We start from the raw sequence: 25,232 nt of genomic DNA, 5'->3' as shown, positions 1-25,232 counted from the left end.
GCTTATAACGGATATTTTTAAATCCTGTTATAAGCGTTTTTTATTGTCTAAAAAATAAACCTGATCAAAAATAAGGGATGTTTTTCAGTGCCCTCCTTAAAAAATCAAGGCTTTTTTTATTCTCTATTATTACTATATAGATCTGCCAATTTTTGCAACTAATTTTTCTTTGATCAAATCAAATTCAGAATCTCTTTCTGATGTGTATAAATATAATATCAATCTGGCATTACTGTCTACAGAACGACTAATATCCGGAAAACTGTTATTAATGAATTGCGTACTTTGAGAACTATAACCATTATAGGATTTATCAATAAATAGTTCCTTAGATTTTAATGTCCAGTCATCAATATTAATCAGATCTATTTCGTTTTGATAATCTGTTAACGCTTTATTTATAATTCCATCAATTTTTCCTTTCTCTTTTTTAAAATCTATATTAATCATTCCTCACTATTTTGGTTATTACATGTTTAGTTTTTTATAAATATATAATATTGAACAAAACGTTTGATATAATTTTTGAAAATATCTTTTTACTGAAGAACTGTCAATCTCCTGCTTTTGATTGTTTTATATTGCCAAAAACTTGTATTCAAGAGTAATCACAAAAGCGTACGAAGCCTTAAAAAACGGGCTGAAAGCCTAAAAAAAATTAGCGTAATTCAATGCAGTACGAAACTAAATTAAGTGAGATCATTGCCCTGAAAGGACAAAAGCAAATAAACAACATCGATTATAAGAAAAAATAACTTTGTCAGAAAATAACAATATAATCTAATGAAGGTTTTTACGATTAGGCTTTTGTCCTTACATAGCTAATACAGCAATCGTTTCTAATTCATAGTGCTTTTCACCATGCTAGTCCTAAGGGTTTTTTAGAGCAGATTTCGAAAAGAGCAAGATCAATTCTACAAATCAATTTTTGTTTTACTATAAACAATTGGTTCTGTATCAAAAACAAATTCATCTAATGCTTTTCTTTCTTCCCAAATTTCCTCTATTTGATATTCTTCTATTTCATATATTGGATCGTAACCATGTTTAGGAAAGTCTTTAAAATGATTCATTGCATCATCTAACGGACGCAAAATATATTTCTTTTCAAAAACATTTTCCAAAAAGAATTTAAAACCACTATACCTTACGTATGTTTCTACAAGAAAAGCATCTTGTATTAATTTTTTTTCGATTTTTAGATAGCTTTTTACTTCATTTGATTTCACAAAACCAAACTTCCTTAATTCTTCAAATCTAGAATTTCTGTCAACTAATTCACAGATATTGTCTTCGTCTGTTTCATAAAGTTCATACTGTTGATCTATATATGTGGCATATTTTCCTCGTCTATATTGTTTTTCCATCGCTCTTTACTACTTTTCATTTTTTTCTGATATACTTTAAGGCCATACATTATTTTTAACAACTAATATAATCTCATTGTAGTTTTCAAAAACATCAGGCGAAATAACTAAAGTCTTATTATTTTCTAATTCCAGAATACTTATAGTATAACCATCCGTTAATTGTCCGGCTTTACCTTGTTTTGTAATTTTCCTTTTCTTTAGACCAATTATACTTGTAAAAGGAATATACTGTTTTCGACCAGAAATTAATAAGACTTTTTCAATTCCCTGATCTGTAACAATTAATTTAAAAACCTTAAACAAATCCCACGCTGCACAAAGAAATAGTAATAAAAACACAGACGATACAATAAATACAGGATTTTTACGAAGTTGTGAATATTGCGAAATACTGTTTAGGAATAAGTACAATGTAGCAATAAAAACCAGAAAAGCGATTGCTATTCTTACCCAGAATAATTTCCTGAATTTTGATTTAATCTGCATTATTATCTATCTTTTTTTTAAATTTAGATTTAAATTAATTTGATTGTGCTCACGAGCGAAACTCCATAAATCTTCGAAACGCTTTAAAAAAGAGAACAATTATTAAATTTTAATCTTCAAAACCTGCTCTATTTTTAATAGTCATTATGATCTCCTTATAATTTTCATAATGATCTGGCGAAATGATTATGTTCTCCTTATTATCGAGGATAAGTGTACTAAAATAAAAACCATCAGATATAGCAGCTCCTCCCCTGTTTTGAAGTTTAATTTTTCCTTTCTTGATCATATAAATAGTTTCAAAAGGAATAAATTTCTTTTGACCTGTAATTGCCATTGTTTTTTCGATTCCGGTTTCGGTAATCGTTAATTTACAAATTTTAAAAAGGTCTGGTGATGCATAAATTAAAAATGCAAATACCATAAAAACTATAACCGTAAGAGGATTTATTGGTGACTCTTTATTCCCCAAAAAAGCATATAAAATATAGATTAAGGTTATAATGAAAAGCAGACAACCAAATATTATTCTTCTTCCTAATGCTTTTCTAAATTCTGAGTTAATTTGCATGTTATTTTTTTATTGTAATGTTTTTTGTTCTTAATAATTGATTAATTATTTTCTTTAAAATATAATAACGTTTTACAGCTTTATGTTTTGATCAATTATGTATTTCCTCATGCGCATAAAGACTCTAATATTGAGATCATCTTTAACTCCAACTCATATTAATCGAAACTGTATCTTGTTTAATTTTTACTCTTCCTCCATAAGAATTAATTTCTCCAGGATGAATTTCATAAGTCCTAATGTTTAATTGAATTTTTGGAATATTGTTTTTTAATCGTTTGCTTTTACGTATCCATTGTTCTAATTCAGATTTTGAACTTGTAAATTCAATTATGAACTGTTTTGTAAAAGAACTTCCGTGCTTTTCAAGATTAATAATTTTAGCATTTTTAGGAATTTCTTTTAATCCACCCCAAAGTAAAGCAGACTTAATTGCTTCTTCTTTTTGCCAAGGCATAACATAGGTTGAAAAATAGTTCAAATAACCTAATAAAATGATCACGAATACCAAGAAATAAATCATTTTGTCCTTTATCATTATTGTTTTTATTGATATATAAAAGTTTCATTTATAAATTTATGTCATTACTTATTCTACAATCCAATTTCATCTATAGAATCCTCTGGCTGTTCTTTTGTTCTAATTAATTTTAAACTCCATTTAAACATAAACCTTATTATTACGATCAATAATACTATTACAAGTAAACATCCAAAAGCGTAACCTATTCCTTCCCATACATCACTCTTAATTTCTTTTATAGTGTCTAAAATAGCTCTCAGGAAAGTAACTAATGTGGCAAATGACAATACTAATGTGGCTATAAATAAACAAATACCGGATATTTTTTTACTATTTTCATGAATCTTTAAGGTTGTTTTTAATAATTACCGTTACATCAAATCCGATTTCTCTTTATGAAACCCAAGTGCCCTCAATCTCATCGATAACCCATTTGTCTTTTATGTTTTTGATATAAATCCTAAAACCATTACCACAATGTCTTTCGCAGGTAAATCCTGCATTTAACACTCCAAACTTTTTAGTTTTGTCAAATTGTATTCGTGAAAAATAAACTACTCCTGAAAAAACAAAATCATATTTGGTACGCCAAAACTCATATCTGTCTTTTGGAAATTCAGAAATATTTCTAAGCTGGAATTTACCTTTAAGCGGTATATTTTTAAAATCTATAGTATAAACTGTGTCAGCTTCTATTTTTGGATAAAAAATTTTGGTACCCTTGAAATGTTTTTCCAGGTATTCTTTTAAATCTTTCGAGCTATTTTCTATTTGCGGATTAAATGCTACAATTAGTTTACAAGTATCTTTTTCAATTGCTTTCTGGGTATTCTCCCACTCTATTTTCTTTCGCTTATTTTCTTCAATACTTTTTATTGAATCAAAAAGAGGCGGCGGGCCAAACATTCTTGAATCAATACAAATCTCATCTATTAAATCAGGAAAAAGAGCCGTCATTACATCTTTCTCATATTCTAAATCACTTACTTTCTTCTCGCAACCTAAAAAGATTACTACAGTCAATGATAAGAGTATTTGTAATGGTTTTATCATAAGTGTTGCATTTTTTTCTTTTTTATTATCTAAACAATGTTTCCGTATCTAATATAAAAACTATCTACCGCTATAAATCAACCATAACAACCAAAATTTAAGCTTTGCATTCTTCCACCTTTTGCTTCTCCAACTAAAATAATAGTCTTGTCTTGCAAAATTTTGCTTTTACTTCTAATTAATTCTTTTAGGTTTAAAGTTTTACAATCCTTTGAATAAATAAGTGATTCTGAGTCAATTTTATAAGTTCTTATTTTTGGGTTTTCATTAATAACGACTCTTTCATCAACATTTTTAAATTTTATCTGAACAAAATCAAGATCAATAAACACCTCACCATTTATTTCGTAAATATTTTTTACTAAAGCATTTATTTCGTCTTTGTCAACTCCTAAAACAATTTTAGTTGAAGATTTTGAACTTTTCTTTTCTGTTACTGACTCTGTTTTGATCAGATTCTCTTTAGCATTACTTTGGTTTTCCTTTATCTGGTTACATGAAAAAAAGAAAATAAAAGCGAAATACATCAATACATTTCTTCTCATGAATATTAAAATAAACTTAATCGCATTTTACCTTTTTATAATCTCCCGTTTTGTCATCGTATTCAAGGCAGGTTTGTTTTATTAAAACCATCTTATCATTTACCACTTTATACTTTGCAGTAGTAACACTTCGACCTGCACAACACTGATTACGCTCTTCAATTCTTTTGGTTTTACTGTCAAACTGTAATGAAGTACCACTAAAACTGCTTTCGAAATATTTGCCGGTCTTTGGGTTATATAAAAAATACAATCTTGAAGTATTAGGCCCCGCATAACTTGATTCGAAGACAGAGAAATCTTCGATACCATCGAAGTTATAATCTCCGGTATTTATATTGTTTAGTCCCCAAAGCTCGCATTCTAAAGCAATTTGCTGAATTAGCTTGTCGGTCTTTTTCTCCAGAATTTTAACTCCGGTTACTTTCGCATATCCACCTTTAATTTTCGAAATAATGAGCTTAAAGTATTTACCTTTTAAAGAAACCGGTTGCAAAATTTCTATGTTTTTCCATTCTGCTGCATCTCCATATTCAACTTCGAATGTTTTTGATAAGGTAATCTCAAGCTCTTTTTTTGTATTCAGATCCGTCCATACTCCTTCTAACTTCTTGCTTTTGGGATTAAAATTTTCAAAAGTCATTTTAGCAGTGTTCTTGCCTGTTTTATCTTTTTCATAGAACGTTAATATTTTCTGCTTTAAAATTCCCTTTATTTCGATAGGAGTATCATAATTAGAATAGGCATAAATGGCATTTCCTGATCCCTCGGAGTTAAGATCTGTTATAAATTCTATTGGATACTTATCTATAAATCCTGTATAAGATATTTGAGCAGCTAAGTCAAGGGAAACTAAAAAAAGTAATGCTGTCAAAATTTTCTGTGTGACCTTGGGGGTTATTACATTCATATAATGTCAGGTTCGTTTTATATTGGCTTGATTATTTAGCATTGCGAATATAATACTATTTGTATTACATATTAATTTTTGATAAATCCAAATCATATAACATTATTCAAAAATCCTGTAAGGCATTCTTCACACAATCTGAATAATTTTACATTATAACATTTAAACTATTAAATCATGAAAAAACTACTATTAGCCGGAAAAGTAATTTTAGGAGCAGGATTATTATTAGTATCCCTGAATTCTTGTAAAAATGAAACAAAACAAGAAGATCCAAAAGAAGTTGCAGAAGATGCAAACGAAGAAAAATTCGACACTATTAATAATAAAGAAGATGACTCTCAATTTTTAGTAGATCAAGCGGAAGTAAATCTTGCTGAAATCGAAATTGGAAAACTGGCGCAAACAAAAAGTACAAATCCTGAGGTTAAGAAATTTGGAAAAATGCTTGTTGATGAGCATACCAAATCAGCTTCTGAAGTAAGTGCTTTGGCAAAAACTAAAAACTTCACTTTACCTACTTCGATTACCGAAGATGGAAAAGAGGAATACAACAAACTAAACGAAAAATCTGGTCTTGACTTTGATAAAAAGTTCGCTGATATGATGATCGACGGACACGAAAAAGCAATTGACAAATTGCAAAAAGCAGCTAAAGATGCAAAAGATCAAGATGTTAAGCTTTGGGCATCAAATAGTATAGCACCGCTAACAGCTCATTTGGAGCATGCGAAATTGCTAAAACAAGACTTAGATAAAAAGAAATAAATTTAATTGGTTATTATTTATTTTCAAAAAAACCCCTTAAGAGTTGAATTGCTTAAGGGGTTTTTCTTTTTTAGGTTCTGAGGTGCTAAGTTGCTAAGGTTCTAAGTCTTTTTTCTTAGACTTAAAAAAGACGATCAATTTACCGTAGGAGATGCGTTACAGTGCATCTTTTTTAAGTTTAATTCTTAATCAAATCGTATAAAATGTTAATCTGTTAAAACATTAAAGGTTAAAACTTAGCAACTCAGAACCTTAGTAACTTAGTAGCTTAAGAAATATCGCCCGCAATAATTTTTCCTTTATAAAAAACGCCTTCTCTTTTAGGCAAACGCGCAACGGCTTCGGCAGAACAGCTTGCTTTTACCAGAATAAAGTTAGCTTCGTTGTCAACTGCTGGCCAAACTCGTACTCCTGAATCATTAAGTGGCAAAATTTCATCTTTTGTTGCAATGTGCAAAGCTCTGCTTAAATTGTATTCATCTGTCCAGCCATATAATTGTGCGCATAATTTTGCTTTTTCGAGCATATCGCACGTCCCAAAAGGCTGCCAGTGATCGACAATACTATCTGTTCCTGTCATGAGTTTTACACCGTACTTTTTCAAGGTTGGAATTGGCATTATGGTTTTCCCAATCGGAATTCCGGAGACTACTCCTATTCCCAGATTTGCCATTTGCTCTGCTATTTTTTCCAGATCTTTCGGATCCATTTTGGCAAGAGCAAAACCGTGACTTATATAGGTCTTTCCTTGAAGTTGTTTATTTTCTTCTGTTTTTTTAATGATATATTCAATCGCAGATTTCCCTGATGGTGGAGATTCATGCAAATGAATATCTATTCCTTTATTCGTATCGATTGCAATTTGAAACATAGTATCTAATGATTTCTCCATATTACCATCGACATTGGTTGGATCAAGTCCGCCAATAAAATCAATTCCCATACTGGCTGATTCCCTTAATAGAGATTCAGATTGCGAGTATAAGATTCCGTGTTGCGGGAAAGCAACAATTTCCCACCCAAAACTATCTTTGTTTTTATCTAATGCGGCAAGTAAATGTTCTAAACTCTTCAATCCGCTTACAGGATCAATATTACATTGGCAACGTGCAAAATAACTTCCCTGACTTTGCATGAGTTTAATAGCTTCTTCTGCTTTATGCTGAGAATCGGGTAATAATTGCGGAATCAACTTTTGCTCCAGCGTAATCATATCTTTTACCGTATATCCTTTTCTTGGCGCTGCATTCCAGGTCCCGTTTCCATAATAGGTTTTATCAATATGAATGTGCATATCACGCAATCCTGGAAGCATCAAAAGTCCTTTGGCGTCAACTGTTTTCAACTTCAAAGCAGACTTTCCTGTCGTGATACTTTTAATTTTTCCATTGGCAACATGAATTGTATAAAGTGCTGTTTTAGTAGCAATTACTTCATTTTTTTCGTTGTATTCAAAACCATCTTCTAATCGCACATTAATCAAAAGATATTCGTTTAAAGCTGTTTTATTTTCTTGTGGCAATACTTGCGCAACTGCATTGCCGCCAATTCCTGAAAACAAAGCTGCACCGGTTGCTGCGGCTCCTAATCCTAAGAATTTTTTTCTGCTAATTTTATGCTCTTCCATAAATTATATTTTACCTTCTTTGAGTTTGTTATGTGTTTTTGCAATACCATTCTAATAAAATTAGAATATATTACATTGCAAAAATCGTTATAAACTTAAAACAGGAACGGTAATATTGCGGATAAGGATGGTAAAAATTATAACTTTTTGAAATCACCGGGAGTTTTTCCTGTATATTTTTTAAATACTTTAGTAAAATAGGTATTGTCATTAAAACCAAGCTGATAGCCAATTTCTTTAATAGATAAATGGGTACTGGTTAGTAACCGTTTGGCTTCGAGAATGGTTCTTTGTTTTATCACATCGCTTGCTGGTATCTTTAAATATTTCTGCGAAAGAATATTAAGGTAATTAGGTGTAATATTTAATTTGTCAGCATAAAAATTCACTGATGATTCCACATTATAATGATCATCAATTAAAGCATGAAATCCTTTTATTATTTTCTCCGGTTTGGTCGAAGAATCGTGTTCCGGATATTGAACCAAATATTCTTTTTGCAATAATTTCAGCAGTAAATGCAAACGCAGCAAAACTATTTCTCTGTTTAGCAAATCATTATTAGAAAGTACTACTTCTATTTCATGTAAATGATCTTTAAATTCCTCAAATTCTTTTTGAGTTAAAGAAATACAAGACGGAACACTTTGCTCAAAAAATGGAAATGCTCCTAAATTCGAAAAAATAGTAATTACATCTGCCGAAACCATTAATTGAAACCCTGAAGTATCAACATCGAGCGACCAGTTATGTACCTGACCGGGCCTTATAAAATAAACCTGATAATCGTCTACTTTATATTGTGTAAAATCGACATTATGAACACCTGAGCCTTTCTCTACAAAAAACACAAGATAAAAGTCGTGTTTATGAGGCTGTTCGAATTCGTTTCGTCCCTTGACACTATGGCGAAATAAGGTAATACCTAAAGTTTCTTCTCCAAGTATATTGCCAACGGATAAAATAGGAATCGAATATTTTTGCAAAGAAAAAAGTGGTTGATTGTTCACTTTCAAAATTAATAATTAAATCGTCTCCGTTTTTTAAAACAATAAAAAAAGGTCTGACTATTTTCAAGTCAAACCTTTTTTTTATTGTTTATGCTTGTTTTTTTAGCTCGCGCAATCCTGAAATCTATCGGGAGCAAAGTAAAAAACCTTTGAACCTTTGTTACTTCAAAGAAGCCATATCAATTACAAAACGGTATTTAATATCTCCTTTTAATAATCTTTCGTAAGCATGGTTTACCTCATCAACGCCAATTAATTCGATATCTGCGGTAATGTTGTGTTCTGCACAAAAGTCCAGCATTTCCTGAGTTTCAGCAATTCCGCCAATTGCAGAACCTGCAAAACTTCTTCTTCCTAATATTAGACTGAACGAAGTTACAGGAAGCGGTTCCATAGGCGCACCAACTAAAGTAAGAGTTCCGTCTACTTTAAGTAAGTTTAGATAAGAATCGATATTATGTTCTGCAGATACACAATCTAAGATAAAGTTTAACGATTTTGCATATTTTGCCATTTGTTCAGGATCTGTAGACAAAACTACTTCGTCTGCACCCAAACGTTTTGCATCTTCGGTTTTAGATAATGAAGTTGTAAAAACTACCACATGAGCGCCCATTGCTTTCGCCAATTTGATTCCCATATGTCCTAAACCGCCAATACCAACGATTCCTACTTTTTGTCCGGGACCAACATTCCAGTGCTTTAAAGGAGAATAAGTTGTGATTCCTGCACATAATAAAGGTGCAACTCCGGCAAGATCAAGTTTGTCTGAAATATGCAATACATAATTTTCATCGACTACAATACTTTGAGAATATCCACCAAAAGTCTGACCGCCTAAATGAACGTCAGGAGAATTGAATGTTAAAGTACTTCCTTCATCGCAGAATTGCTCTAAATCATTTTTGCAATGCTCACATTCTCTACAAGAATCAACCATACAGCCTACTCCGGCCAAATCGCCAACTTTAAAATGCTTTACGTGATCGCCAATTTTTGTTACTCTACCTACAATTTCATGTCCCGGAACTATTGGATAAACCGTTCCGTGCCATTCGTTTCTGGCAGAATGCAAATCTGAATGGCAAATTCCGCAATATAAAATCTCAATTTCGACATCGTGTGATAATACCGTTCTGCGTTGTATGTCTAATGTTTGTAACGGTGCTTCGGCAGCTTCTGTGCCAAAGGCTTTTATGTTTTTTGTTTCCATTTAAAAATATTTGTTTAAAGTTTCAGGTTTTCTTTGTTTTTAGATTTGAAAAATGCCACGAAGGCGCTAAGACACGAAGGTTTTTGTTATATTTAAAATGACGTTTTTTTGCTTTCTTTGGGTTAATTTCACGCAGATTTAATATGATTTAGGTAGATTTTAATTAAATAATATCTGCTCAAATCTGTTTAAATCTGCGTGAAAAAAAATAATTCTCGCAAAGGCGCAAAGTTTTCTTTTAATAATACACTTTTAAGTTTTGAGTTTTTAACTTAGTAACTTAGAAACTTAAAAAATCTATTTTCCAAAACTAAAATACTCTTCATCTGTTACACTCTCTAACCAGATTCCTTTTCCTTTGTCGATTTCTGTAATTATGCTAATGTGCGAGAATCGGCTAAAAGGTGTTGCACCATACCAATGTTCTATGCCAGGTAAAATTGTAATTACCTCATCTTTATGAAGCAGACGAATTGTAGCGCCTTTTTCCTGAAAATAACCTATTCCGTCAGTAGCGATAAATAATTGTAAACTTGCATTAATATGCCACTTGCATCTCGAACCGGGCTCAAAAGAAATTTCTTTAATAACCGTATTGTCCGGATGAATATTGCTGGTTTGTTTTTTATAAGAAACATCACCAGTCATGAAGGTATTCGGGATTTTTCCCTCTTCAATAGCAGAAGTATAAAGTGTTGACATAAAATAGATTTTTTGAGATTGGATTTTTATTTAAATAAGATCTAATAAAACCGTTAATTAATACTTAGATCTCGCCAGACAACACTACTACTGTAATTATTTAAAGTTATTGTATTGTTCGTCTGTTACTGGTTCAAGCCAGTCTACAATACCTTTTTCGGTATTGGTACTTATAGCAATATGAGTAAATTCACTTTCTGGAGAAGCTCCATGCCAATGTTTTACTTCAGGCTGAATATTGACTACATCGCCCTCTTGCAGTAATTGAATTGGTTTTCCATCTTCCTGATAATATCCTGTTCCTTGTGTTACGATCAGGATTTGTCCGCCGGGATGTGTATGCCAATTATTTCTTGCTCCGGCTTCGAAAACTACATTACCAACAGCAGTATTTAAAACGGGATCATTGGGAACGAGCATTTTTACCCACGCTTTTCCTGTAAAGTAATCTGCCGATGCTAAATCTCCTTTTGGGAAAATGGTTTCGTTTAATTGATTTTTTGTTGCTTTCATAATTATTTGTTTTTAATATCAGTGCCAGAAACTAAATTAGAAAGCTAGAATGCGCTTTATAGAAGTTGTATTTAGTTAGCGAAAAACCGATAAGTAGTTAATACTAATTATTTCACGGCAAAATTACTTTAGCAATGACAATCAGAAATAACGATAATCAAACAAAAAATTAAGAATATGAAACAATTTTACATTCTTAACGATTTGGGAATTGTTCCGGTAAGTCTTTTGAAATAATTATTAAAATAGCTTGGATATTCAAAACCCAGTGAATATCCTATATCTGCAATACTCCAATCAGTATGTTGCAGCAATGCTTTGGCTTCGCCAATGATTCTTTCGGTAATATGTGCCGTGGTAGATTTTCCTGTAATTTCTTTTACTGAACGGTTTAAATGATTTACATGTACAGCAAGACTTTGTGCATAATCCTGAGGCGTTTTTAATACTAAAGGCTCATTTTTTGTTTCTATTGGAAATTGTCTTTCCAATAATTCAAGAAATAAAGAGGTAATTCTGGAAGAAGCATTTTTATGTTTAAAGAAATTTTCTGTAGGTTGCATTTTCATCGATTCATGCAAAATCAAATTGATATAATTACGGATTAAGTCATCCTTAAAAACATAATCGGTTTCTTGTTCTTCTATCATTTTCCTGAACAATGAATCTATAAACACTTTCTGATCAGTTGATAAGGCAAAAATTGGTGTTCCGCCAATTTTAAACAAAGGAGATTCATGTAGACTTTCAGAACGATCATTAGCTTTTAAAAACTCTTCGGTAAAAACGCATGCATATCCGTGAAAAACCGATGAAATAATTTCCCAGGAATATGGAATATGTGGATTTCCAAAGAATAATATTGTGCCATCAGTTTCTATACCACGATCTGCATAATGAATCAAACTTTTACTCGTGTTAATGCAAATCTTGTAGAAATCCCTACGATTATAGGTCGGAATTTTACTTATATCTTCATTTACTTCGTACACTTTAAAGCCTTTCAGTTTTAAATCGTTAATACCAAGTTCCGCAGCCTGAGATTCTAATTGATCTTTCATATTGCAAAGTTATGAAAATCAAACAAACAATATCGTTTCAGGTTTCAAGTTTTTTTAGTTTCAGGTTTCAGGTTTCAGGTTTGAAATGAGAATAAAAAATTAACCATAGAGTTACACAAAGTTTTCTATAGTAGATTGTCTTGACAAACACAAAGAACGCAAAGCTTTGTCAATTAACTTAGCTAACTTTCTATTTTAAAATTGTAAAAATAGTATAAGACTTTGAGTCTTTGCGCGATTAAAAAAGACTTTGTGTAACTTCTGTGGTAAAAATAATATGCTTTAAGTTTCACGGCAATGTATAGAAAACCTGAAACAAAATAAACCCGTAAAAAATTGTTTAATTATACCAATCGGTATATATTTGCATTTAAATTTACCAATCATGAGTAAAGCTGAAAAAACAAAGCAATTTATTATCGAAAAAACTGCCCCTCTTTTTAATATGAAAGGATACAGCGGAACTTCGATGAGCGACATTACCACCGCTACAGGGCTTACAAAAGGGAGTATTTATGGTAATTTCGAAAATAAAGATGAAGTTGCTATCGCCGCCTTTAAGTTTAATGTAAAAAAACTTCAGGATACTTTTGCAAGAGAAATTGAAAAGCAAACTACTTTTAAAGATAAATTACTGGTTTATCCCCGACTCTATTCTGATTATTCTGATTTAAGATTAACACAGGGAGGCTGCCCAATTATTAATACAGCCACAGAAGCTGATGATACTCATCCTGTTCTTAGAAAAAAAGTCGAAAACACTATTCTGGCCTGGAAAAATAAATTAGTCTACTTTATTGAACAGGGAATTATTGCAGGAGAATTTAAAGCCAAAGAGATCGATCCTGAAAAAACGGCATTGACTATAATTGCTATTATCGAAGGAGCTGTAATGATTTCTAAAATAACCGGCAACTTATCTAATTTATCTACTATTATGCTTTCGCTTAATAGGATTATTGATGATCTGGAATAACATTTTTTCACAATAAAATATACCAATTGGTATAATAAATAATCTAATATAGATCAAAACAAAATGGAAACAAAAACAAGATTACAAGTATTACAAGATCACATTGACGGAGAATTTACTGCGTCACCGTCGCCCTTTATGCTCTGGATGAAACCTATAGTAGTTGCTGCCGAAGAAGGTACAGTTACTTTTAAATATTTGGTTCGCGAAGAAATGTCTAATCCTGTCAAGAGTTTGCATGGCGGCGTAACGGCTGCAATTGCTGATGATTGCATTGGAGCTACGATGTTTTCTCTTCATGAAGAAACTTTTTATACTACAATTAATCTTGTTGTTGATTATTTTGCTCCTGCTTTTGTTGGTGATACGATTATTGCCAAAACAGCGATCATTAGAAAAGGAAAACAAATCGTAAATGCACAATGTGAAATCTGGAACAAAGATCAAACCAGATTAATTGCAAGAGCAACTTCTAATCTTCTTAAAACCAATATTATCAAAAAAGAATTGTAAATATTTATAACACAAATTCTGTCGGTTTTCATATAAATCTATGAGTGAATAATTTTTTACGCAGATTAAGCAGATTTTTAAAATCAGTAGCTGTGATTTTTAAACACATACAAACATAGATTTTGTAAACTTAAAAAAAGGCGTTTCACTTTACATCAATTCACATAGCTATGTGAAAGAAACGTATTTCTTTTTGACACCTCTTTATTTCTATATAACCTATGTTTCTATGTGTTTAAAATTTTACGCATTACTGCCTAATATTTAAATATTTTTTTTTTATTAAAAATATACCAATCGGTATAAAAAAATTATTATGACACCATTACACCGAAAACTACTTATTTTCACAGTCATTCTGGCTGCGATTATGGAATTGATTGATATATCGATCGTAAACGTAGCGTTGTCTCACATGAGCGGAAACCTAGGCGCAACGCTGGAAGATACTTCTTGGGTAATTACTGCTTATGCTATTGCAAACGTAATTATTATACCTATTACAAGCTTTTTGAGTGCCAACCTTGGTCGACGAAATTATTATATTGGATCTGTTATTCTCTTTACTTTCTGTTCTTTTATGTGCGGACATTCTTCGAATATCTGGATGCTGGTATTTTTCAGGTTTTTTCAGGGAATTGGCGGTGGTGCCTTATTGTCAATATCTCAGGTTGTAGTTTTCGAGCTTTTTCCAAAAGAGAAACAATCGACAGCAGGAGCATTATTTGGAGCAGGAATTTTCATAGGCCCCACAATAGGACCTACTCTTGGTGGTTATATTACCGAAAACTATGATTGGCCGTGGATCTTTTTGATCAATGTGCCAATTGGGATTCTTGTAATGATTTCTTGTTATTTTCTATTAAGAGAACCTGCTGTTAAACCTGAAATAACCAAAGTCGACTGGACTGGAATTGCTTTATTAGCAATTGGAGTTGGCGCATTACAAACTGTTTTAGAAAGAGGCGAAGTCGAAGATTGGTTCGAAACCAGATACATTATTGCACTGACTATTATCGCAATTTCTACATTATTAACGTTCATTTATTGGGAACTGACAATCGAAAAGCCGGTTGTGAATCTTAGGGTGCTAAAAAGCAAGTCCTTAAGTATAGCAGCAATTCTAACCTTTGTAACGGGATTTGGTATGTTTATTTCGATATATATCACTCCGGTTGTGGCACAACGCCTTTTGAGTTTTTCTCCTTATCAAACCGGATTGCTTTTACTTCCGGGAGCTTTAATGGCTTTACTGGCTTTAAAATTATGTGGTACATTATTACAAAAAGGAGTTTCTCCTGTTTTAATTATTGCTACGGGATTTCTATTGTTTATTTATTTTAATTGGAGAATGTCCGGAATGACTTTAAACACAAGTGCTTCTGAGGTGGCAACTTCTCTTATTTTTCGTGCCTTAGGTATGGCGTTACTAACTGTTCCGCTTACAATGCTGGCTGTTTCGTCTCTTGATGACAAAGATGTCGGTCAGGGTGCAGCACTTAACAATATGATGCGACAATTGGGCGGTTCTTTTGGCGTTTCGATCATTAATACCTATGTTGCGCACCGATTTTATGCACATCGAAATGAACTTGTTTCAAATATTACGTCCTATAATATAACCGCCGTGGATAGAATAAATGCCTATACAAAATACTTTCAAAACAAAGGTTTTGCTTATAATGAAGCAAAACTAAAAGCACTTAAATTAATGGAAAATGTCGTACTGAAACAATCTTCTTTATTGAGTTACAGAGATGCCTTTTTTCTTGTTGGGTTGTTTTTTGTGGTGACATTACCGCTCCTTTTATTTGTAATGAGCAAATCGAAAAAACCAAAAACGAATATGATTATTTCAGATCATTAAATTATTTAAACACATAAAAATATAAATTAAAGATTGTAATAGATGTCACCCCGCTGGGGTTTTATGGAACCTAATTAATATTTTTCTATAAATATGACATCCCGCTGGGATTTATTTGCCCTGTCTATTAATGATAACGAAGCATTATATTGACAATAAATTAATCGTTAGTATTGGCAGAACTTCTAGGATTATCATATTAATGGAAAATGTCGTTCTAAAACAATCTTCTTTATTGAATTACAGGGATGCTTTCTTTTTTATTGGATTGTTTTTTGTGGTGCCATTACCGCTCCTTTTATTTGTAATGAACAAATCGAAAAAACCAAAAACGAATATGATTATTTCAGATCATTAAATTATTTAAACACATAAAAATATAAATTAAAGATTGTAACAGATGTCACCCCGCTGGGGTTTTATGGAACCTAACTACTAATTTTCTATAAATATGACATCCCGCTGGGATTTACTTGCCCTTTATATTAATGGTAACGAAGCATTATATTGACAATAAATTAATCGTTAGTATTGGCAGAACTTCCAGGAGTATCATATTAATAGAAAAATATCATAATCTATATTAAAATTCCAGAGGAGCGATATATTTATAGAAAACAGATACAGCATTTCGTTAAAGCTCCAGCGGAGCAACATATTTATAGAAAACAGCAAATATTCTTATCAAAGCTCCAGAGGAGCGATATATTTATAGAAAACAGATGCAGCATTTCGTTAAAGCTTCAGCGGAGCAACATATTTATAGAAATCAGCAAATATGCTTATCAAAGCTCCAGAGGAGCGATATATTTACAGAAAACAGATACAGCATTTCGTTAAAGCTCCAGCGGAACAACATATTTATAGAAATCAGCAAATATTCTTATTAAAGCTCCAGAGGAGCGATATATTTATAGAAACAGATACAGCATTTCGTTAAAGCTCCAGCGGAGCGACATAAATTTTACAAACTATTTCTTCTGATTAACATTCAAAATACCAGACTTTAATCCTTTCGCGGAAGCCGATAAAGCTACTTCATTTCACTTTCCTTTTTTTGTGTATCGTATAAATGTCCTAATGAAAAATGCCAATCTTTGTCGATTAAAATCAATTCTCTATCTGATTTATTTTGAGCCAATGAACTAAAAGTGACTAATAGAATAAAATACAAAAAAGTTTCTTTGTGAGAAATAGTTTTCATAAGTAATGCAATTAGATAGTGCGATAAAAATATGTCTTTTAAACGAAATAAATTAATAGACTTTTATCAAAATCTGATCGTCAGTTGTATCATTACCAAGTCTTTTTTGAAAATAGAACGTATTATTTTCACCTTAAATATTCTTCTAATTTTTCTCTTTTACTAATTGAATTACAAGCAAATAAATTGCTTTGTTAAAATTTAGAATCATTCTAATGCCTCTCTTTTATTAAATTATTTTGTTTTGATGTAATTTTATATTGAAAATTAACTTAAACAAAAAAAATATTACAATTATGAGTGTTATTAAAGATGAAAATAAACTTATTAGCACCATTAAACGTGTCGATCAAAAAATCGACAAACTTAATGATCAAAAGATCATTGCCTTTTTTGAAGCTCTAGGTTTAACAGAAAGAGAGGATATTCCTAAAAATTTCCTCGAATGGGAGACTATACTTATTGTCGTTCCGGATCGCCATATATCGCACGAATTAAAATATTACAAATATTCGATTGCAAGACTTTCTTTCGTCACAAATCCGAATGCACAGGAAATTCATGTTTTCGATTTTAATGAATGGAAAAATGTTACCCGAAATAAAACGCAATTTCAGATTAGAGAAATGCTGAAAACAACTTTTGGCGGTGTTCGGGATCATTCAGACAGACTAAACTGAGGTTATTGGTTTGTATCTCGTTTTTCTTGTTGATCATCTTTGTCAAAATTTAAAATTTTGACAAAGATTCCTAATCCTAGTCTATTTTAATTTCAAAAATCCTGACAAATTTTTGCTCTAATTTCTTCCACTTTCTTTCCTCTTTCCATCTCGAATAGAAAATAATTATAAGCATAAACAAACTTACAATTGTAGTTGCCTTTCTAAGTCCTCTTCCAAAAAAAAGGAAAAATACATTTAGTGCTATCAGAAAAACTACTGGAGAAAATCTTACCCAAAGCAACTGAAACTTGCTGTTAGGTTCAATAACATAGCTTATTTTAAGCACATTATTGACATTCTTGTATTTTCCTCTTATTATAAAATAAGTTGGTGATGTTGGTGAATTTAAAGTCAGACGAAAACTTTTATCATCAAAAAGTCCATAAAAAGGCTTTGTTCCGCCAAATCGGGGAAATATTCTAAGCAAATTTAATTCTGCTTTTAGAGAACCTATTTCTGTATTATCCTTTAATCTTGTTCTAAATTCAGATAAACTGAGCCTTGATTCCATTGAGCCATTTTATTTTGAAAGCAATGTTACATTTTTTTAATGAGTTCTTTTACTCTTGAAAGAATATAATTGGCTTTTTCGTCAAAAACAACCATATCAAAATCGCCGCTTCCTTCTACAAAATGTCCTTCTTTTTTAGTATCAGAATATACCTTTTCGAAATACAGATCACGTTTCTTTATCCAGTCTAATTGTTCTTTTTTTAATTTTGATTGCTCTTTAGAACTTAATTTAAGTTTTAGGTTCTTATAGGAAACATTCAGCAAACTATCTGAATCATTGTAATACTCAATAGCACAATTCTTCATTCCGTTTCCGCTGTCCAGACATTTCTGATAAGAAGTTTTCAATATACTGACTGTTTCCATTGTTTGCGCATTACAATTGAACGAAAACAGTATAAAGAATAATAGTATCGATTTTTGAATCATGATTTATTTTTAATATTTAATTTATTACATTTTGTTCGAAAACATATTTATTAGATTTTCTCTTTTATTTGGATCTACGCAATTCCATTGAGCCATAAACAGCTCCCATCGCTTCAAAAACTTCATTTTGATTTTCGGTTTGCGTCCAGCCTTTTTTCGAAAGTTCAGATCGTACTTCTTCTCCGGTTTTCCCCTTTATAAAATGATAATTACAAAAATCTAAAACTTCAGTCGGAATTTTCCTTAATTGATAAGATGCTATTATTGAAATTAGCTTTAAGTAGGCTACAAAATAAGTTAATACTAACTGTAAGCCCCAGCTTAAAACCAATCCTATCCAACCTGTATTTAAGGTTTTAATGGTCAATCCTTGCAAAAGCCTAATTTCTATAAATTGTAAAAAATTAATTCCTTCTAAGCTGTTTTCCCTTAAAATAATTTCATATTGAAAATATTGATTCGAAAAATAGGTTAAAAAAACCATTCCATACAATAAAAAGCGAATTTTAGCCAACTCTGTAAAATTTGACCATTGAATCAGATACTTTAATGAAAAAGCAATTGCCAATCCTACTAATACCTCAAACAATCCAATCAAATAAATTCCGTACACAGAAATTTCTGCAATAACAAAACCAAGTCCTAAAGATATTAAAAGGCCTCCAATAACCAAAATTGAGAAATTTTTATTTCTGGGCGTAGTTGGCTCTGCCAGTTTTTCAGGAATGATATAATCATCCCAATTATTCTTCTTTTCAGTTTCTCTCTCCAGTTCATTTAAAGCTTCCCGATCAAACTCTTTTTCCGTCTCTTTAAAAACATGAATAAAGAGTCCTACTCTTTTAGAATTCCTCCCATTATCCCAGATTTCATTTCCTAAGGATTGACTTTGCACCACTACATTTCCATGATTAAAAGTAATTGTAATTGCTTCAGTCCACTTTTCAATTCCTAATGCCAGTTCTTTTCTTTTTGCTTCAACTGAATTGTCATCTTTAAAAACCACATCCCATCCCAATTTTAAAACTGCCTTTTCTACAATAGGAATAAAAACAATTTTACTCAAAGAGGTACGAAATTCTTCTCTATACTTGGGCGTCCAGTTAAAGCTATGCTTTCTTTTAATTGTCCTTTCGTAACTCTTTAATTTTTCTTCCATAGTTTTTCAGATTCTAAATCCTCTCTTGCAATTGTATCAACTTATTATAACTCTATTTCAACTTTATTGTGCCTCTAACAAACTTTTAATCTTTTCATTCAATGCATTACCATGAATGTTTTTAGCTAAGATAATTCCGTTTTTGTCGATCAAAAAGTTTAATGGTACTGATTGAAGTTTATAATCCCCTACAACAGGAGAATTCCAATATTTCAAGTCACTAACATGTGTCCACGTCAATTTTTGTTTTGCGATTGTAGCTAACCAAAGTGACTTTTTAGTATCCATCGAAACGCTGTAGACAGAGAACTTACCTGTATAGGTATTGTTTAGTTTTATCAATTCCGGTTGTTCCTTAATACAAGGTCCGCACCATGAAGCCCAAAAGTCAATTAAAACTAAATCTCCTCTGAGAGAAGAAAGCGCCACATTATTTCCTTTTGTATCGGGCAAATCTATTTCAGGAGCAATATTACCAACATCAGTTCCTACGACCTGGGCCGTTGAAGTTGTTGTTATACAAAATAAAAATCCTAGAATAAGTAAAGTTTTTTTCATAGTTGGGTTAAAGTTATTTATTTGGGGGCATTTTAGTCTTGTAATCCCGATGGACATCAGTATTGCGAGATTAATTCTTCACAAGCAAATATAAATTTTCTTTATTAAAATCCTCCACTGTTTCATACAACTTCCTTCTCCTTGATCTTAAATTTTTGCTAAATATCTTTCTTTAAATTGACATATCGGGAAAAGTCGATATATTTACACCATGGAACATCTAGAAATTTTTAAAGCACTCTCTAATAAGTCCAGATTGCAAATGTTGGAATGGCTAAAGGAACCTGAAATAAACTTTCCGGATCAATTGCAGCATGCAGGATTTGAGCACGGAGTTTGTGTGGGACAAATACAAGCCAAAGCCGGCTTAACGCAATCGACAGTTTCTGAATACCTGTCTATTCTACAACGTGCAGGATTTATAGAATCTAAACGCGTTGGTCAATGGACTTACTATAAACGCAACGAAGGTGCCTTTGAAGCACTCAGTAAATTAATTCAATCTAATTTGTAAATTACTATGAGTACAAACAACCTGTTTTCGCCATTTAACTTAAAAACGTTAAATCTTAAAAATAGAATCGTAATGGCGCCAATGACGCGCTCATTTTCTCCAAACGGAGTTCCAACTGATGATGTAGCTTCTTACTACCAAAAAAGAGCTGAAGGTGAAGTTGGATTAATATTATCTGAAGGAACTGTTATTGACAGAGCTTCTTCATCAAACGACGCTAATGTTCCTCATTTTTACGGCGAAGCTGCTTTAAATGGATGGAAAAAAGTGATCTATGAAGTTCATGCTGCCGGAGGTCAAATGGGACCACAAATCTGGCATATGGGAATTATGGACAATCACCATTCAGGATGGGTTCCACCAGTTCCTTTTGAAGGACCTTCCGGATTAAACCGACCTGATTTTAGAAATGGTGTTACTATGTCTGAAAAAGATATTGAAGACACTATTATTGCTTTCGGAAAAGCTGCTGCTGATGCTAAAAGACTAGGTTTTGATACGATCGAAATTCACGGAGCACATGGTTATTTAATCGATCAGTTCTTTAGAGCTGAAACTAATTTACGTGATGATATTTATGGTGGGAAAACGCTGCCGGAACGTAATCGTTTTGCTATTGAAGTAATTAAAGAAATCAGAAAACAGGTTGGGAATGATTTCGCTTTAATTATGCGATTTTCTCAATTCAAACCTTCTGACTACAACTATAAACTAGCTAAAAATCCACAAGAATTAGAAGCCTGGCTTACGCCGCTTGTTGATGCCGGGGTTGACATTTTGCACTGTTCTCAACGTAGATTCTGGGAGCCTGAATTTGAAGAATCTGATTTAAACTTTGCTGGTTGGGCTAAAAAAGTTACAGGGGCACCAACTATTACTGTAGGTTCTGTTGGTCTCTCGGGAGATTTCTTTGGTGCATTTGCAGGAGAAAGTTCTCAACCAACATCTCTTGAAGAATTAAACAGACGTTTTGACAGAGGTGATTTTGATTTAGTTGCCGTTGGAAGACCTCTTTTATCTGATCCTAACTGGGTGGCTAAAATTAAAGCCGGTAAAACAGATGAATTGAAAGGTTTTAGCAAAGAGGCTTTGGGAGCTTTAGTGTTAGAATAAGTTTTTAAAAAAAGTTCAAAGGAACAGAGGGACAAAGTTTTTCTGATTGAACTAAAATATAAAAAGGGATAAGCTTAATTGTTTATCCCTTTTATTTTACACAAACTTTTCGGTATCTATATCTTACAGGCCTACTTCTGTCTGTATACGCAAATTGCCCACAGATAAAACGGGTTGTACGGATGAAACACTTATTCAAAATCATCTTTATCGTCTGATTCAAAAAAATCATTTGGATCAAAAGGAATATCATCATCGGGATCTTTGTCGTGCGCATTTACACCTGGCGGATTGAATAATCCCTAACTGTCTTTAATATAATTCCATTGATCAAAACTGGCAACCCAATCAATAAACAGTAAGCGAAATTCATCAATAGTGCTTCTCAACAAATCGATATAATCATTATCTGTAATGCCTTCTTCAAAACGTAAACTACCTGCCTGAACATATAATTCTCTTGCGGCCTTTCGAATAATAGCCGCATTTTCCATTCTTAGATCATATACATCTGCTGCTTCTGCACCGGCAATTTTTACAGGAATAATCATTGCATTTTTACGCATAAACTGGACAGTTGTTTCTTGTAAAAATTCATTATCCGGTGGAATAATCTGGACAAGTCCTTCTGTAAGTTTAAAAATTTGTTCTGCCTTTATATAAATTGGCATTCTATCAGTGTTGTCTGGATTTGACATTTTTTTTTGCAAATAAATTTAAAACATTAATAAATACAAATAATAAGAAGTTCTTTTCCTCATTTCTTCAAATGCTTCCAAAATCTTTCTAATCTTTGTAATCTGTGGCAAAAAATGCTCTTAAACTCTTAGTTTTATTTTTTGTTTGTCGATATACCTTGCGTAGATGCACTGCTGTGCATCTCTACGATTATACATATCTACAATTGTCTACTTTTTTTAAATTGTTTATTTCTACATGAAACTATAAATACAAAAGGGATGAAAACATGAAAGTTCATCCCTTTTCTGAATATCTATAACTAACAAAATTTTAGAAATTCAAGATCTTTCTGTAGTTCAAAGGGACGAAGTTTTTCCTTTGAACCTCTGAGCCATTGAACCTCTGAACTTTATTTTAAGAAATTTTTCTTTTTTGAAATTTATTCTGAAGCCAATTACGCACTGGTTCATCGTAGAATTTCAAACATAAATACGCTATTGTGATACTGGAAATTAAAACTCCAATTCCAATCAGGTAACCGTCTTTTAGAGGAACTTTATTATCGATTACCCAAGCTGTATACCAGTAAATTAGTGGGTAATGTATGATATAAATTGGATATGAAATATCTCCCAATGCTTTGCATATTTTAACCGAAACTGCATTTTTTATTTCGCCTCCTGCTCCAATGGCAACAATTAATGGGAAAAAGAAAATAATCACAATTGATTCATATAAACCATTCATCCATAAAGTGTTTTCGTCTCCAATTCTTGGTATCGAAAAAAGAACTACAATTAAAATACTGCAAACCCAGAAAGCTCCTTTTATATGAATTAACTTTCCTAAACGTGAAAGCAAAACTCCTGCAAAAAATGGATATAATAAACGGGTAAAACCAACATTCATTTGCTCTAAGTTTAAAGACCAGCCGCCAATAACATCTCCTTTTGGTCCAAAAACGGTATAATTAACCAGCATTGCTGCGAATATAAAAACAAAGATTCCTAAAACCTTATTCGAGAATTTACGAAAGAACAAGGCATACAAAATATTAGCAATATATTCGAAAAAAAGTGACCATGCAGGTCCGTTGAGCGGATGCATTTCGCCCCAGCCTCTGATTTCCATCGATGGCGGAATTGGCAGTAATGTAAACCCAATTATCATTGTTAAAATCACTTTCCAAGGTGCCATTCCTGCAATTTGCGGAAAAACATCTGATGCCTGAAAATAGTAGAAAATGGCTCCAATAATCATTCCCATAATGACCATTGGCTGCAAACGAATTAAACGTCTTTTATAAAATTCCCATTGGGTTAACTTTCCCCAGCGATCATCATAAGCATATGCTACAACAAATCCGGATAAGAGAAAAAAGAAATCGACAGCCAGGTAACCGTGATTAATAATTTGTTTAAATCGGCTTCCTTCATTAAAGGCTTCTAAAATATGAAAGACAACTACTAAGATAGCAGCTACTCCCCGCAAGCCGTCTAAAATTTCATAATGTTTTTTTGGTTTAATATCAACAGAAATTGAACTCATGTTGTTTTTTTGTGGTTAAAGGTTAGTTGTTTTTTTGGTATTAGCTAAAATAATATATTTTCTAAACAATCTCAGTTTTGTTAAGATAGATTAACTGCAAAGTTCACAACGTTTTTTGCGAAAAAATGTAAGGAAGAATTTTAAACAAAGTATAAAATAATCTCATCATCTATTTGCTCAATTACTGATGACTTTTAAGCCATTCTAATCTGCGTTGATCCGGTAAATGTGTTACCTTAAAATTTTCGAATTTAGCTTCGAAACCTTTTCCGTCTGGTGATGCGGCCATTAAGCCAACCATAATTGGTGTGTTGTCCTGCAACGGCGCATTTCTGGTCATAATATAATTTTTGTCATCATAAGAAAAGAAAACCTCAACGGCATCTAATCTTCTCACGACTTTTATCCATACAAATGGCGGTGCTTTTTCTAAAGTAGTCACACTCCAATCGCTTTTATCATGCGTCACAACTGTACTGATATTAAATTTTCCATCAACAAATTCAACTCCCGTTTTAATGTAGTTTTTTTCATCGATACGAAGCATTAATCCCATTTGGTCAAAACGGGCAATATAGTTGCCGGTTAATTTTACTTTAGCTTCAAATTCCCCTCCATAAGTCGCAAAATAAAATGGGGCATCATCTACGGTAAATCCGTAATGTGAAATACGCCAATAGTCACTGTTGGCTGTGACATTCATGATTAAAGCATTATTTTTAATTTCCCATTTTTCAGGTTCATTAAACCATTGCATTTTATTTAAAGTCTGCGCCGAAAGATTTTGCGCCAAAAACAAGGTCATAACGCTAAGTACAATTTTTCTCATTTAAATTAATTTAACAATTAATATCTTTTTTGAACCATTAAGAGATTAAGAAAATTAAGTTACAATGCTTAATCGTTCAGAATGTCTTAATGCTTTTTTTAAGCTTAGTAACCACAAAGCTTAATGAAACTTAAAATCTTAATGATACATACTTTTTTAGTCCAGTAACCATAAAGCTTAATTTTCTTAATCTCTTAATGGTAAAATCATTTTAAAAGTAAAGCTGCAAATTTTTACACTTGCAGCTTTACAAC

At 32.0% G+C, this 25,232-nt stretch carries 29 protein-coding genes; 7 read left to right on the top strand and 22 right to left on the bottom strand.

Annotated features, from left to right (window positions below; all coding sequences use genetic code 11):
* Nucleotides 1-132: 132 nt before the first annotated feature.
* The 8 genes from ACQKCJ_RS14845 to ACQKCJ_RS14810 all read right to left on the bottom strand — a co-directional run bounded on the left by ACQKCJ_RS14845 (nt 133) and on the right by ACQKCJ_RS14810 (nt 5,458).
* On the bottom strand, nt 133-450 hold the full coding sequence (locus ACQKCJ_RS14845) for a hypothetical protein (protein WP_427402310.1): 318 nt from the start codon (nt 448-450) through the stop codon (nt 133-135).
* A gap of 464 nt (nt 451-914) precedes the next feature.
* On the bottom strand, nt 915-1,367 hold the full coding sequence (locus ACQKCJ_RS14840; protein ID WP_427402309.1) for a guanylate kinase: 453 nt from the start codon (nt 1,365-1,367) through the stop codon (nt 915-917).
* 36 nt (nt 1,368-1,403) lie between these two features.
* Nucleotides 1,404-1,856, bottom strand: a complete 453-nt coding sequence (locus tag ACQKCJ_RS14835; protein ID WP_427402308.1) for a hypothetical protein — start codon at nt 1,854-1,856, stop codon at nt 1,404-1,406.
* Between the two features lie 109 nt (nt 1,857-1,965).
* Complete coding sequence (locus tag ACQKCJ_RS14830) at nt 1,966-2,427, bottom strand: hypothetical protein (protein ID WP_427402307.1); 462 nt, start codon at nt 2,425-2,427, stop codon at nt 1,966-1,968.
* A gap of 142 nt (nt 2,428-2,569) precedes the next feature.
* Nucleotides 2,570-2,965, bottom strand: a complete 396-nt coding sequence (locus ACQKCJ_RS14825) for a hypothetical protein (RefSeq protein ID WP_427402306.1) — start codon at nt 2,963-2,965, stop codon at nt 2,570-2,572.
* A gap of 378 nt (nt 2,966-3,343) precedes the next feature.
* On the bottom strand, nt 3,344-4,003 hold the full coding sequence (locus ACQKCJ_RS14820) for a hypothetical protein (protein ID WP_427402305.1): 660 nt from the start codon (nt 4,001-4,003) through the stop codon (nt 3,344-3,346).
* Nucleotides 4,004-4,080: 77 nt separating this feature from the next.
* Nucleotides 4,081-4,548 carry a hypothetical protein gene (locus ACQKCJ_RS14815; protein ID WP_427402304.1) on the bottom strand — a complete coding sequence of 156 codons (468 nt, stop codon included), beginning with the start codon at nt 4,546-4,548 and terminating at the stop codon, nt 4,081-4,083.
* Nucleotides 4,549-4,564: 16 nt separating this feature from the next.
* On the bottom strand, nt 4,565-5,458 hold the full coding sequence (locus ACQKCJ_RS14810) for an XAC2610-related protein (RefSeq protein ID WP_427402303.1): 894 nt from the start codon (nt 5,456-5,458) through the stop codon (nt 4,565-4,567).
* Nucleotides 5,459-5,635: 177 nt separating this feature from the next.
* Here ACQKCJ_RS14810 and ACQKCJ_RS14805 point away from each other — a divergent pair, with 177 nt between their 5' ends.
* Nucleotides 5,636-6,226, top strand: coding sequence for a DUF4142 domain-containing protein (locus ACQKCJ_RS14805; protein WP_427402302.1), 591 nt, complete (start codon nt 5,636-5,638; stop codon nt 6,224-6,226).
* Nucleotides 6,227-6,494: 268 nt separating this feature from the next.
* On the opposite strand, the gene ACQKCJ_RS14800 is transcribed toward ACQKCJ_RS14805, so the two are convergent.
* The 6 genes from ACQKCJ_RS14800 to ACQKCJ_RS14775 all read right to left on the bottom strand — a co-directional run bounded on the left by ACQKCJ_RS14800 (nt 6,495) and on the right by ACQKCJ_RS14775 (nt 12,352).
* Nucleotides 6,495-7,853, bottom strand: coding sequence for an amidohydrolase (locus ACQKCJ_RS14800; protein WP_427402301.1), 1,359 nt, complete (start codon nt 7,851-7,853; stop codon nt 6,495-6,497).
* Between the two features lie 137 nt (nt 7,854-7,990).
* Complete coding sequence (locus ACQKCJ_RS14795; protein ID WP_427402300.1) at nt 7,991-8,863, bottom strand: helix-turn-helix domain-containing protein; 873 nt, start codon at nt 8,861-8,863, stop codon at nt 7,991-7,993.
* A gap of 160 nt (nt 8,864-9,023) precedes the next feature.
* Nucleotides 9,024-10,076, bottom strand: coding sequence for an NAD(P)-dependent alcohol dehydrogenase (locus tag ACQKCJ_RS14790; protein ID WP_427402299.1), 1,053 nt, complete (start codon nt 10,074-10,076; stop codon nt 9,024-9,026).
* Nucleotides 10,077-10,373: 297 nt separating this feature from the next.
* Nucleotides 10,374-10,778 carry a cupin domain-containing protein gene (locus tag ACQKCJ_RS14785; protein ID WP_271337793.1) on the bottom strand — a complete coding sequence of 135 codons (405 nt, stop codon included), beginning with the start codon at nt 10,776-10,778 and terminating at the stop codon, nt 10,374-10,376.
* A 96-nt stretch (nt 10,779-10,874) separates the two neighbouring features.
* Entirely contained in the window at nt 10,875-11,291 is a 417-nt protein-coding gene (locus tag ACQKCJ_RS14780) for a (R)-mandelonitrile lyase (RefSeq protein ID WP_427402298.1), read from the bottom strand.
* 188 nt (nt 11,292-11,479) lie between these two features.
* A complete protein-coding gene (locus tag ACQKCJ_RS14775; RefSeq protein ID WP_271337791.1) occupies nt 11,480-12,352 on the bottom strand; it encodes a helix-turn-helix domain-containing protein in 873 nt (290 codons plus the stop codon).
* Between the two features lie 385 nt (nt 12,353-12,737).
* On the opposite strand from ACQKCJ_RS14775, the gene ACQKCJ_RS14770 reads away from it, so the two are divergent.
* The 3 genes from ACQKCJ_RS14770 to ACQKCJ_RS14760 all read left to right on the top strand — a co-directional run bounded on the left by ACQKCJ_RS14770 (nt 12,738) and on the right by ACQKCJ_RS14760 (nt 15,708).
* Entirely contained in the window at nt 12,738-13,328 is a 591-nt protein-coding gene (locus ACQKCJ_RS14770; protein ID WP_427402297.1) for a TetR/AcrR family transcriptional regulator, read from the top strand.
* A gap of 63 nt (nt 13,329-13,391) precedes the next feature.
* Nucleotides 13,392-13,841, top strand: coding sequence for a PaaI family thioesterase (locus ACQKCJ_RS14765; protein WP_271337787.1), 450 nt, complete (start codon nt 13,392-13,394; stop codon nt 13,839-13,841).
* 316 nt (nt 13,842-14,157) lie between these two features.
* Nucleotides 14,158-15,708 carry a DHA2 family efflux MFS transporter permease subunit gene (locus ACQKCJ_RS14760; protein ID WP_427402296.1) on the top strand — a complete coding sequence of 517 codons (1,551 nt, stop codon included), beginning with the start codon at nt 14,158-14,160 and terminating at the stop codon, nt 15,706-15,708.
* A gap of 1,033 nt (nt 15,709-16,741) precedes the next feature.
* Here ACQKCJ_RS14760 and ACQKCJ_RS14755 read toward each other — a convergent pair.
* Complete coding sequence (locus tag ACQKCJ_RS14755; RefSeq protein WP_427402295.1) at nt 16,742-16,912, bottom strand: hypothetical protein; 171 nt, start codon at nt 16,910-16,912, stop codon at nt 16,742-16,744.
* A gap of 296 nt (nt 16,913-17,208) precedes the next feature.
* Here ACQKCJ_RS14755 and ACQKCJ_RS14750 point away from each other — a divergent pair, with 296 nt between their 5' ends.
* Nucleotides 17,209-17,592 (top strand): hypothetical protein, encoded by a 384-nt coding sequence (locus ACQKCJ_RS14750; RefSeq protein ID WP_271337782.1) that lies wholly within the window; start codon nt 17,209-17,211, stop codon nt 17,590-17,592.
* 76 nt (nt 17,593-17,668) lie between these two features.
* On the opposite strand, the gene ACQKCJ_RS14745 is transcribed toward ACQKCJ_RS14750, so the two are convergent.
* The 4 genes from ACQKCJ_RS14745 to ACQKCJ_RS14730 all read right to left on the bottom strand — a co-directional run bounded on the left by ACQKCJ_RS14745 (nt 17,669) and on the right by ACQKCJ_RS14730 (nt 20,293).
* A complete protein-coding gene (locus ACQKCJ_RS14745; RefSeq protein WP_271337780.1) occupies nt 17,669-18,145 on the bottom strand; it encodes a hypothetical protein in 477 nt (158 codons plus the stop codon).
* Nucleotides 18,146-18,171: 26 nt separating this feature from the next.
* The gene (locus ACQKCJ_RS14740) at nt 18,172-18,576 is read right to left on the bottom strand and encodes a lysozyme inhibitor LprI family protein (protein WP_427402294.1); all 405 of its coding nucleotides are present in this window, start codon (nt 18,574-18,576) and stop codon (nt 18,172-18,174) included.
* A 64-nt stretch (nt 18,577-18,640) separates the two neighbouring features.
* Nucleotides 18,641-19,735 carry a hypothetical protein gene (locus tag ACQKCJ_RS14735; RefSeq protein ID WP_271337775.1) on the bottom strand — a complete coding sequence of 365 codons (1,095 nt, stop codon included), beginning with the start codon at nt 19,733-19,735 and terminating at the stop codon, nt 18,641-18,643.
* Between the two features lie 63 nt (nt 19,736-19,798).
* A complete protein-coding gene (locus tag ACQKCJ_RS14730) occupies nt 19,799-20,293 on the bottom strand; it encodes a TlpA family protein disulfide reductase (protein WP_271337774.1) in 495 nt (164 codons plus the stop codon).
* Between the two features lie 211 nt (nt 20,294-20,504).
* Here ACQKCJ_RS14730 and ACQKCJ_RS14725 point away from each other — a divergent pair, with 211 nt between their 5' ends.
* Together ACQKCJ_RS14725 and ACQKCJ_RS14720 are read left to right on the top strand one after the other, a co-directional pair.
* Complete coding sequence (locus ACQKCJ_RS14725) at nt 20,505-20,807, top strand: ArsR/SmtB family transcription factor (RefSeq protein WP_271337773.1); 303 nt, start codon at nt 20,505-20,507, stop codon at nt 20,805-20,807.
* 6 nt (nt 20,808-20,813) lie between these two features.
* Nucleotides 20,814-21,920 carry an NADH:flavin oxidoreductase gene (locus tag ACQKCJ_RS14720; protein WP_271337772.1) on the top strand — a complete coding sequence of 369 codons (1,107 nt, stop codon included), beginning with the start codon at nt 20,814-20,816 and terminating at the stop codon, nt 21,918-21,920.
* 302 nt (nt 21,921-22,222) lie between these two features.
* Here the strand turns inward: ACQKCJ_RS14720 and ACQKCJ_RS14715 are convergent, their stop codons facing one another.
* The 3 genes from ACQKCJ_RS14715 to ACQKCJ_RS14705 form a co-directional block, all read right to left on the bottom strand.
* Nucleotides 22,223-22,618: a hypothetical protein gene (locus tag ACQKCJ_RS14715; RefSeq protein WP_271337770.1), complete on the bottom strand. Its 396-nt coding sequence runs from the start codon at nt 22,616-22,618 to the stop codon at nt 22,223-22,225.
* Nucleotides 22,619-23,015: 397 nt separating this feature from the next.
* Nucleotides 23,016-24,149, bottom strand: a complete 1,134-nt coding sequence (locus tag ACQKCJ_RS14710; protein WP_271337768.1) for an acyltransferase family protein — start codon at nt 24,147-24,149, stop codon at nt 23,016-23,018.
* A 181-nt stretch (nt 24,150-24,330) separates the two neighbouring features.
* Complete coding sequence (locus ACQKCJ_RS14705; protein WP_427402293.1) at nt 24,331-24,978, bottom strand: DUF1349 domain-containing protein; 648 nt, start codon at nt 24,976-24,978, stop codon at nt 24,331-24,333.
* Between the last annotated feature and the right edge of the window lie 254 nt (nt 24,979-25,232).

The organism is Flavobacterium sp. NPDC079362 (assembly GCF_050267765.1).
In the GTDB taxonomy this organism is placed as follows: Bacteria; Bacteroidota; Bacteroidia; order Flavobacteriales; family Flavobacteriaceae; genus Flavobacterium; species Flavobacterium azizsancarii.
Note: the sequence above shows the minus strand (reverse complement) of the source record. Positions and strands in the feature narration are given on the sequence as shown.

Bases quoted from the DNA above. Each gene is read 5' to 3' on its own strand.
- ACQKCJ_RS14810 (WP_427402303.1), bottom strand. From the start codon at position 5,458: ATGAATGTAATAACCCCCAAGGTCACACAGAAAATTTTGACAGCATTA.
- ACQKCJ_RS14805 (WP_427402302.1), top strand. From the start codon at position 5,636: ATGAAAAAACTACTATTAGCCGGAAAAGTAATTTTAGGAGCAGGATTA.
- ACQKCJ_RS14790 (WP_427402299.1), bottom strand. From the start codon at position 10,076: ATGGAAACAAAAAACATAAAAGCCTTTGGCACAGAAGCTGCCGAAGCA.
- ACQKCJ_RS14785 (WP_271337793.1), bottom strand. From the start codon at position 10,778: ATGTCAACACTTTATACTTCTGCTATTGAAGAGGGAAAAATCCCGAAT.
- ACQKCJ_RS14825 (WP_427402306.1), bottom strand. From the start codon at position 2,965: ATGATAAAGGACAAAATGATTTATTTCTTGGTATTCGTGATCATTTTA.
- ACQKCJ_RS14760 (WP_427402296.1), top strand. From the start codon at position 14,158: ATGACACCATTACACCGAAAACTACTTATTTTCACAGTCATTCTGGCT.
- ACQKCJ_RS14800 (WP_427402301.1), bottom strand. From the start codon at position 7,853: ATGGAAGAGCATAAAATTAGCAGAAAAAAATTCTTAGGATTAGGAGCC.
- ACQKCJ_RS14750 (WP_271337782.1), top strand. From the start codon at position 17,209: ATGAGTGTTATTAAAGATGAAAATAAACTTATTAGCACCATTAAACGT.
- ACQKCJ_RS14755 (WP_427402295.1), bottom strand. From the start codon at position 16,912: ATGAAAACTATTTCTCACAAAGAAACTTTTTTGTATTTTATTCTATTA.
- ACQKCJ_RS14770 (WP_427402297.1), top strand. From the start codon at position 12,738: ATGAGTAAAGCTGAAAAAACAAAGCAATTTATTATCGAAAAAACTGCC.
- ACQKCJ_RS14830 (WP_427402307.1), bottom strand. From the start codon at position 2,427: ATGCAAATTAACTCAGAATTTAGAAAAGCATTAGGAAGAAGAATAATA.
- ACQKCJ_RS14735 (WP_271337775.1), bottom strand. From the start codon at position 19,735: ATGGAAGAAAAATTAAAGAGTTACGAAAGGACAATTAAAAGAAAGCAT.
- ACQKCJ_RS14705 (WP_427402293.1), bottom strand. From the start codon at position 24,978: ATGAGAAAAATTGTACTTAGCGTTATGACCTTGTTTTTGGCGCAAAAT.
- ACQKCJ_RS14710 (WP_271337768.1), bottom strand. From the start codon at position 24,149: ATGAGTTCAATTTCTGTTGATATTAAACCAAAAAAACATTATGAAATT.
- ACQKCJ_RS14845 (WP_427402310.1), bottom strand. From the start codon at position 450: ATGATTAATATAGATTTTAAAAAAGAGAAAGGAAAAATTGATGGAATT.
- ACQKCJ_RS14765 (WP_271337787.1), top strand. From the start codon at position 13,392: ATGGAAACAAAAACAAGATTACAAGTATTACAAGATCACATTGACGGA.
- ACQKCJ_RS14715 (WP_271337770.1), bottom strand. From the start codon at position 22,618: ATGTCAAATCCAGACAACACTGATAGAATGCCAATTTATATAAAGGCA.
- ACQKCJ_RS14840 (WP_427402309.1), bottom strand. From the start codon at position 1,367: ATGGAAAAACAATATAGACGAGGAAAATATGCCACATATATAGATCAA.
- ACQKCJ_RS14730 (WP_271337774.1), bottom strand. From the start codon at position 20,293: ATGAAAAAAACTTTACTTATTCTAGGATTTTTATTTTGTATAACAACA.
- ACQKCJ_RS14725 (WP_271337773.1), top strand. From the start codon at position 20,505: ATGGAACATCTAGAAATTTTTAAAGCACTCTCTAATAAGTCCAGATTG.
- ACQKCJ_RS14820 (WP_427402305.1), bottom strand. From the start codon at position 4,003: ATGATAAAACCATTACAAATACTCTTATCATTGACTGTAGTAATCTTT.
- ACQKCJ_RS14815 (WP_427402304.1), bottom strand. From the start codon at position 4,548: ATGAGAAGAAATGTATTGATGTATTTCGCTTTTATTTTCTTTTTTTCA.
- ACQKCJ_RS14835 (WP_427402308.1), bottom strand. From the start codon at position 1,856: ATGCAGATTAAATCAAAATTCAGGAAATTATTCTGGGTAAGAATAGCA.
- ACQKCJ_RS14720 (WP_271337772.1), top strand. From the start codon at position 20,814: ATGAGTACAAACAACCTGTTTTCGCCATTTAACTTAAAAACGTTAAAT.
- ACQKCJ_RS14745 (WP_271337780.1), bottom strand. From the start codon at position 18,145: ATGGAATCAAGGCTCAGTTTATCTGAATTTAGAACAAGATTAAAGGAT.
- ACQKCJ_RS14740 (WP_427402294.1), bottom strand. From the start codon at position 18,576: ATGATTCAAAAATCGATACTATTATTCTTTATACTGTTTTCGTTCAAT.
- ACQKCJ_RS14775 (WP_271337791.1), bottom strand. From the start codon at position 12,352: ATGAAAGATCAATTAGAATCTCAGGCTGCGGAACTTGGTATTAACGAT.
- ACQKCJ_RS14780 (WP_427402298.1), bottom strand. From the start codon at position 11,291: ATGAAAGCAACAAAAAATCAATTAAACGAAACCATTTTCCCAAAAGGA.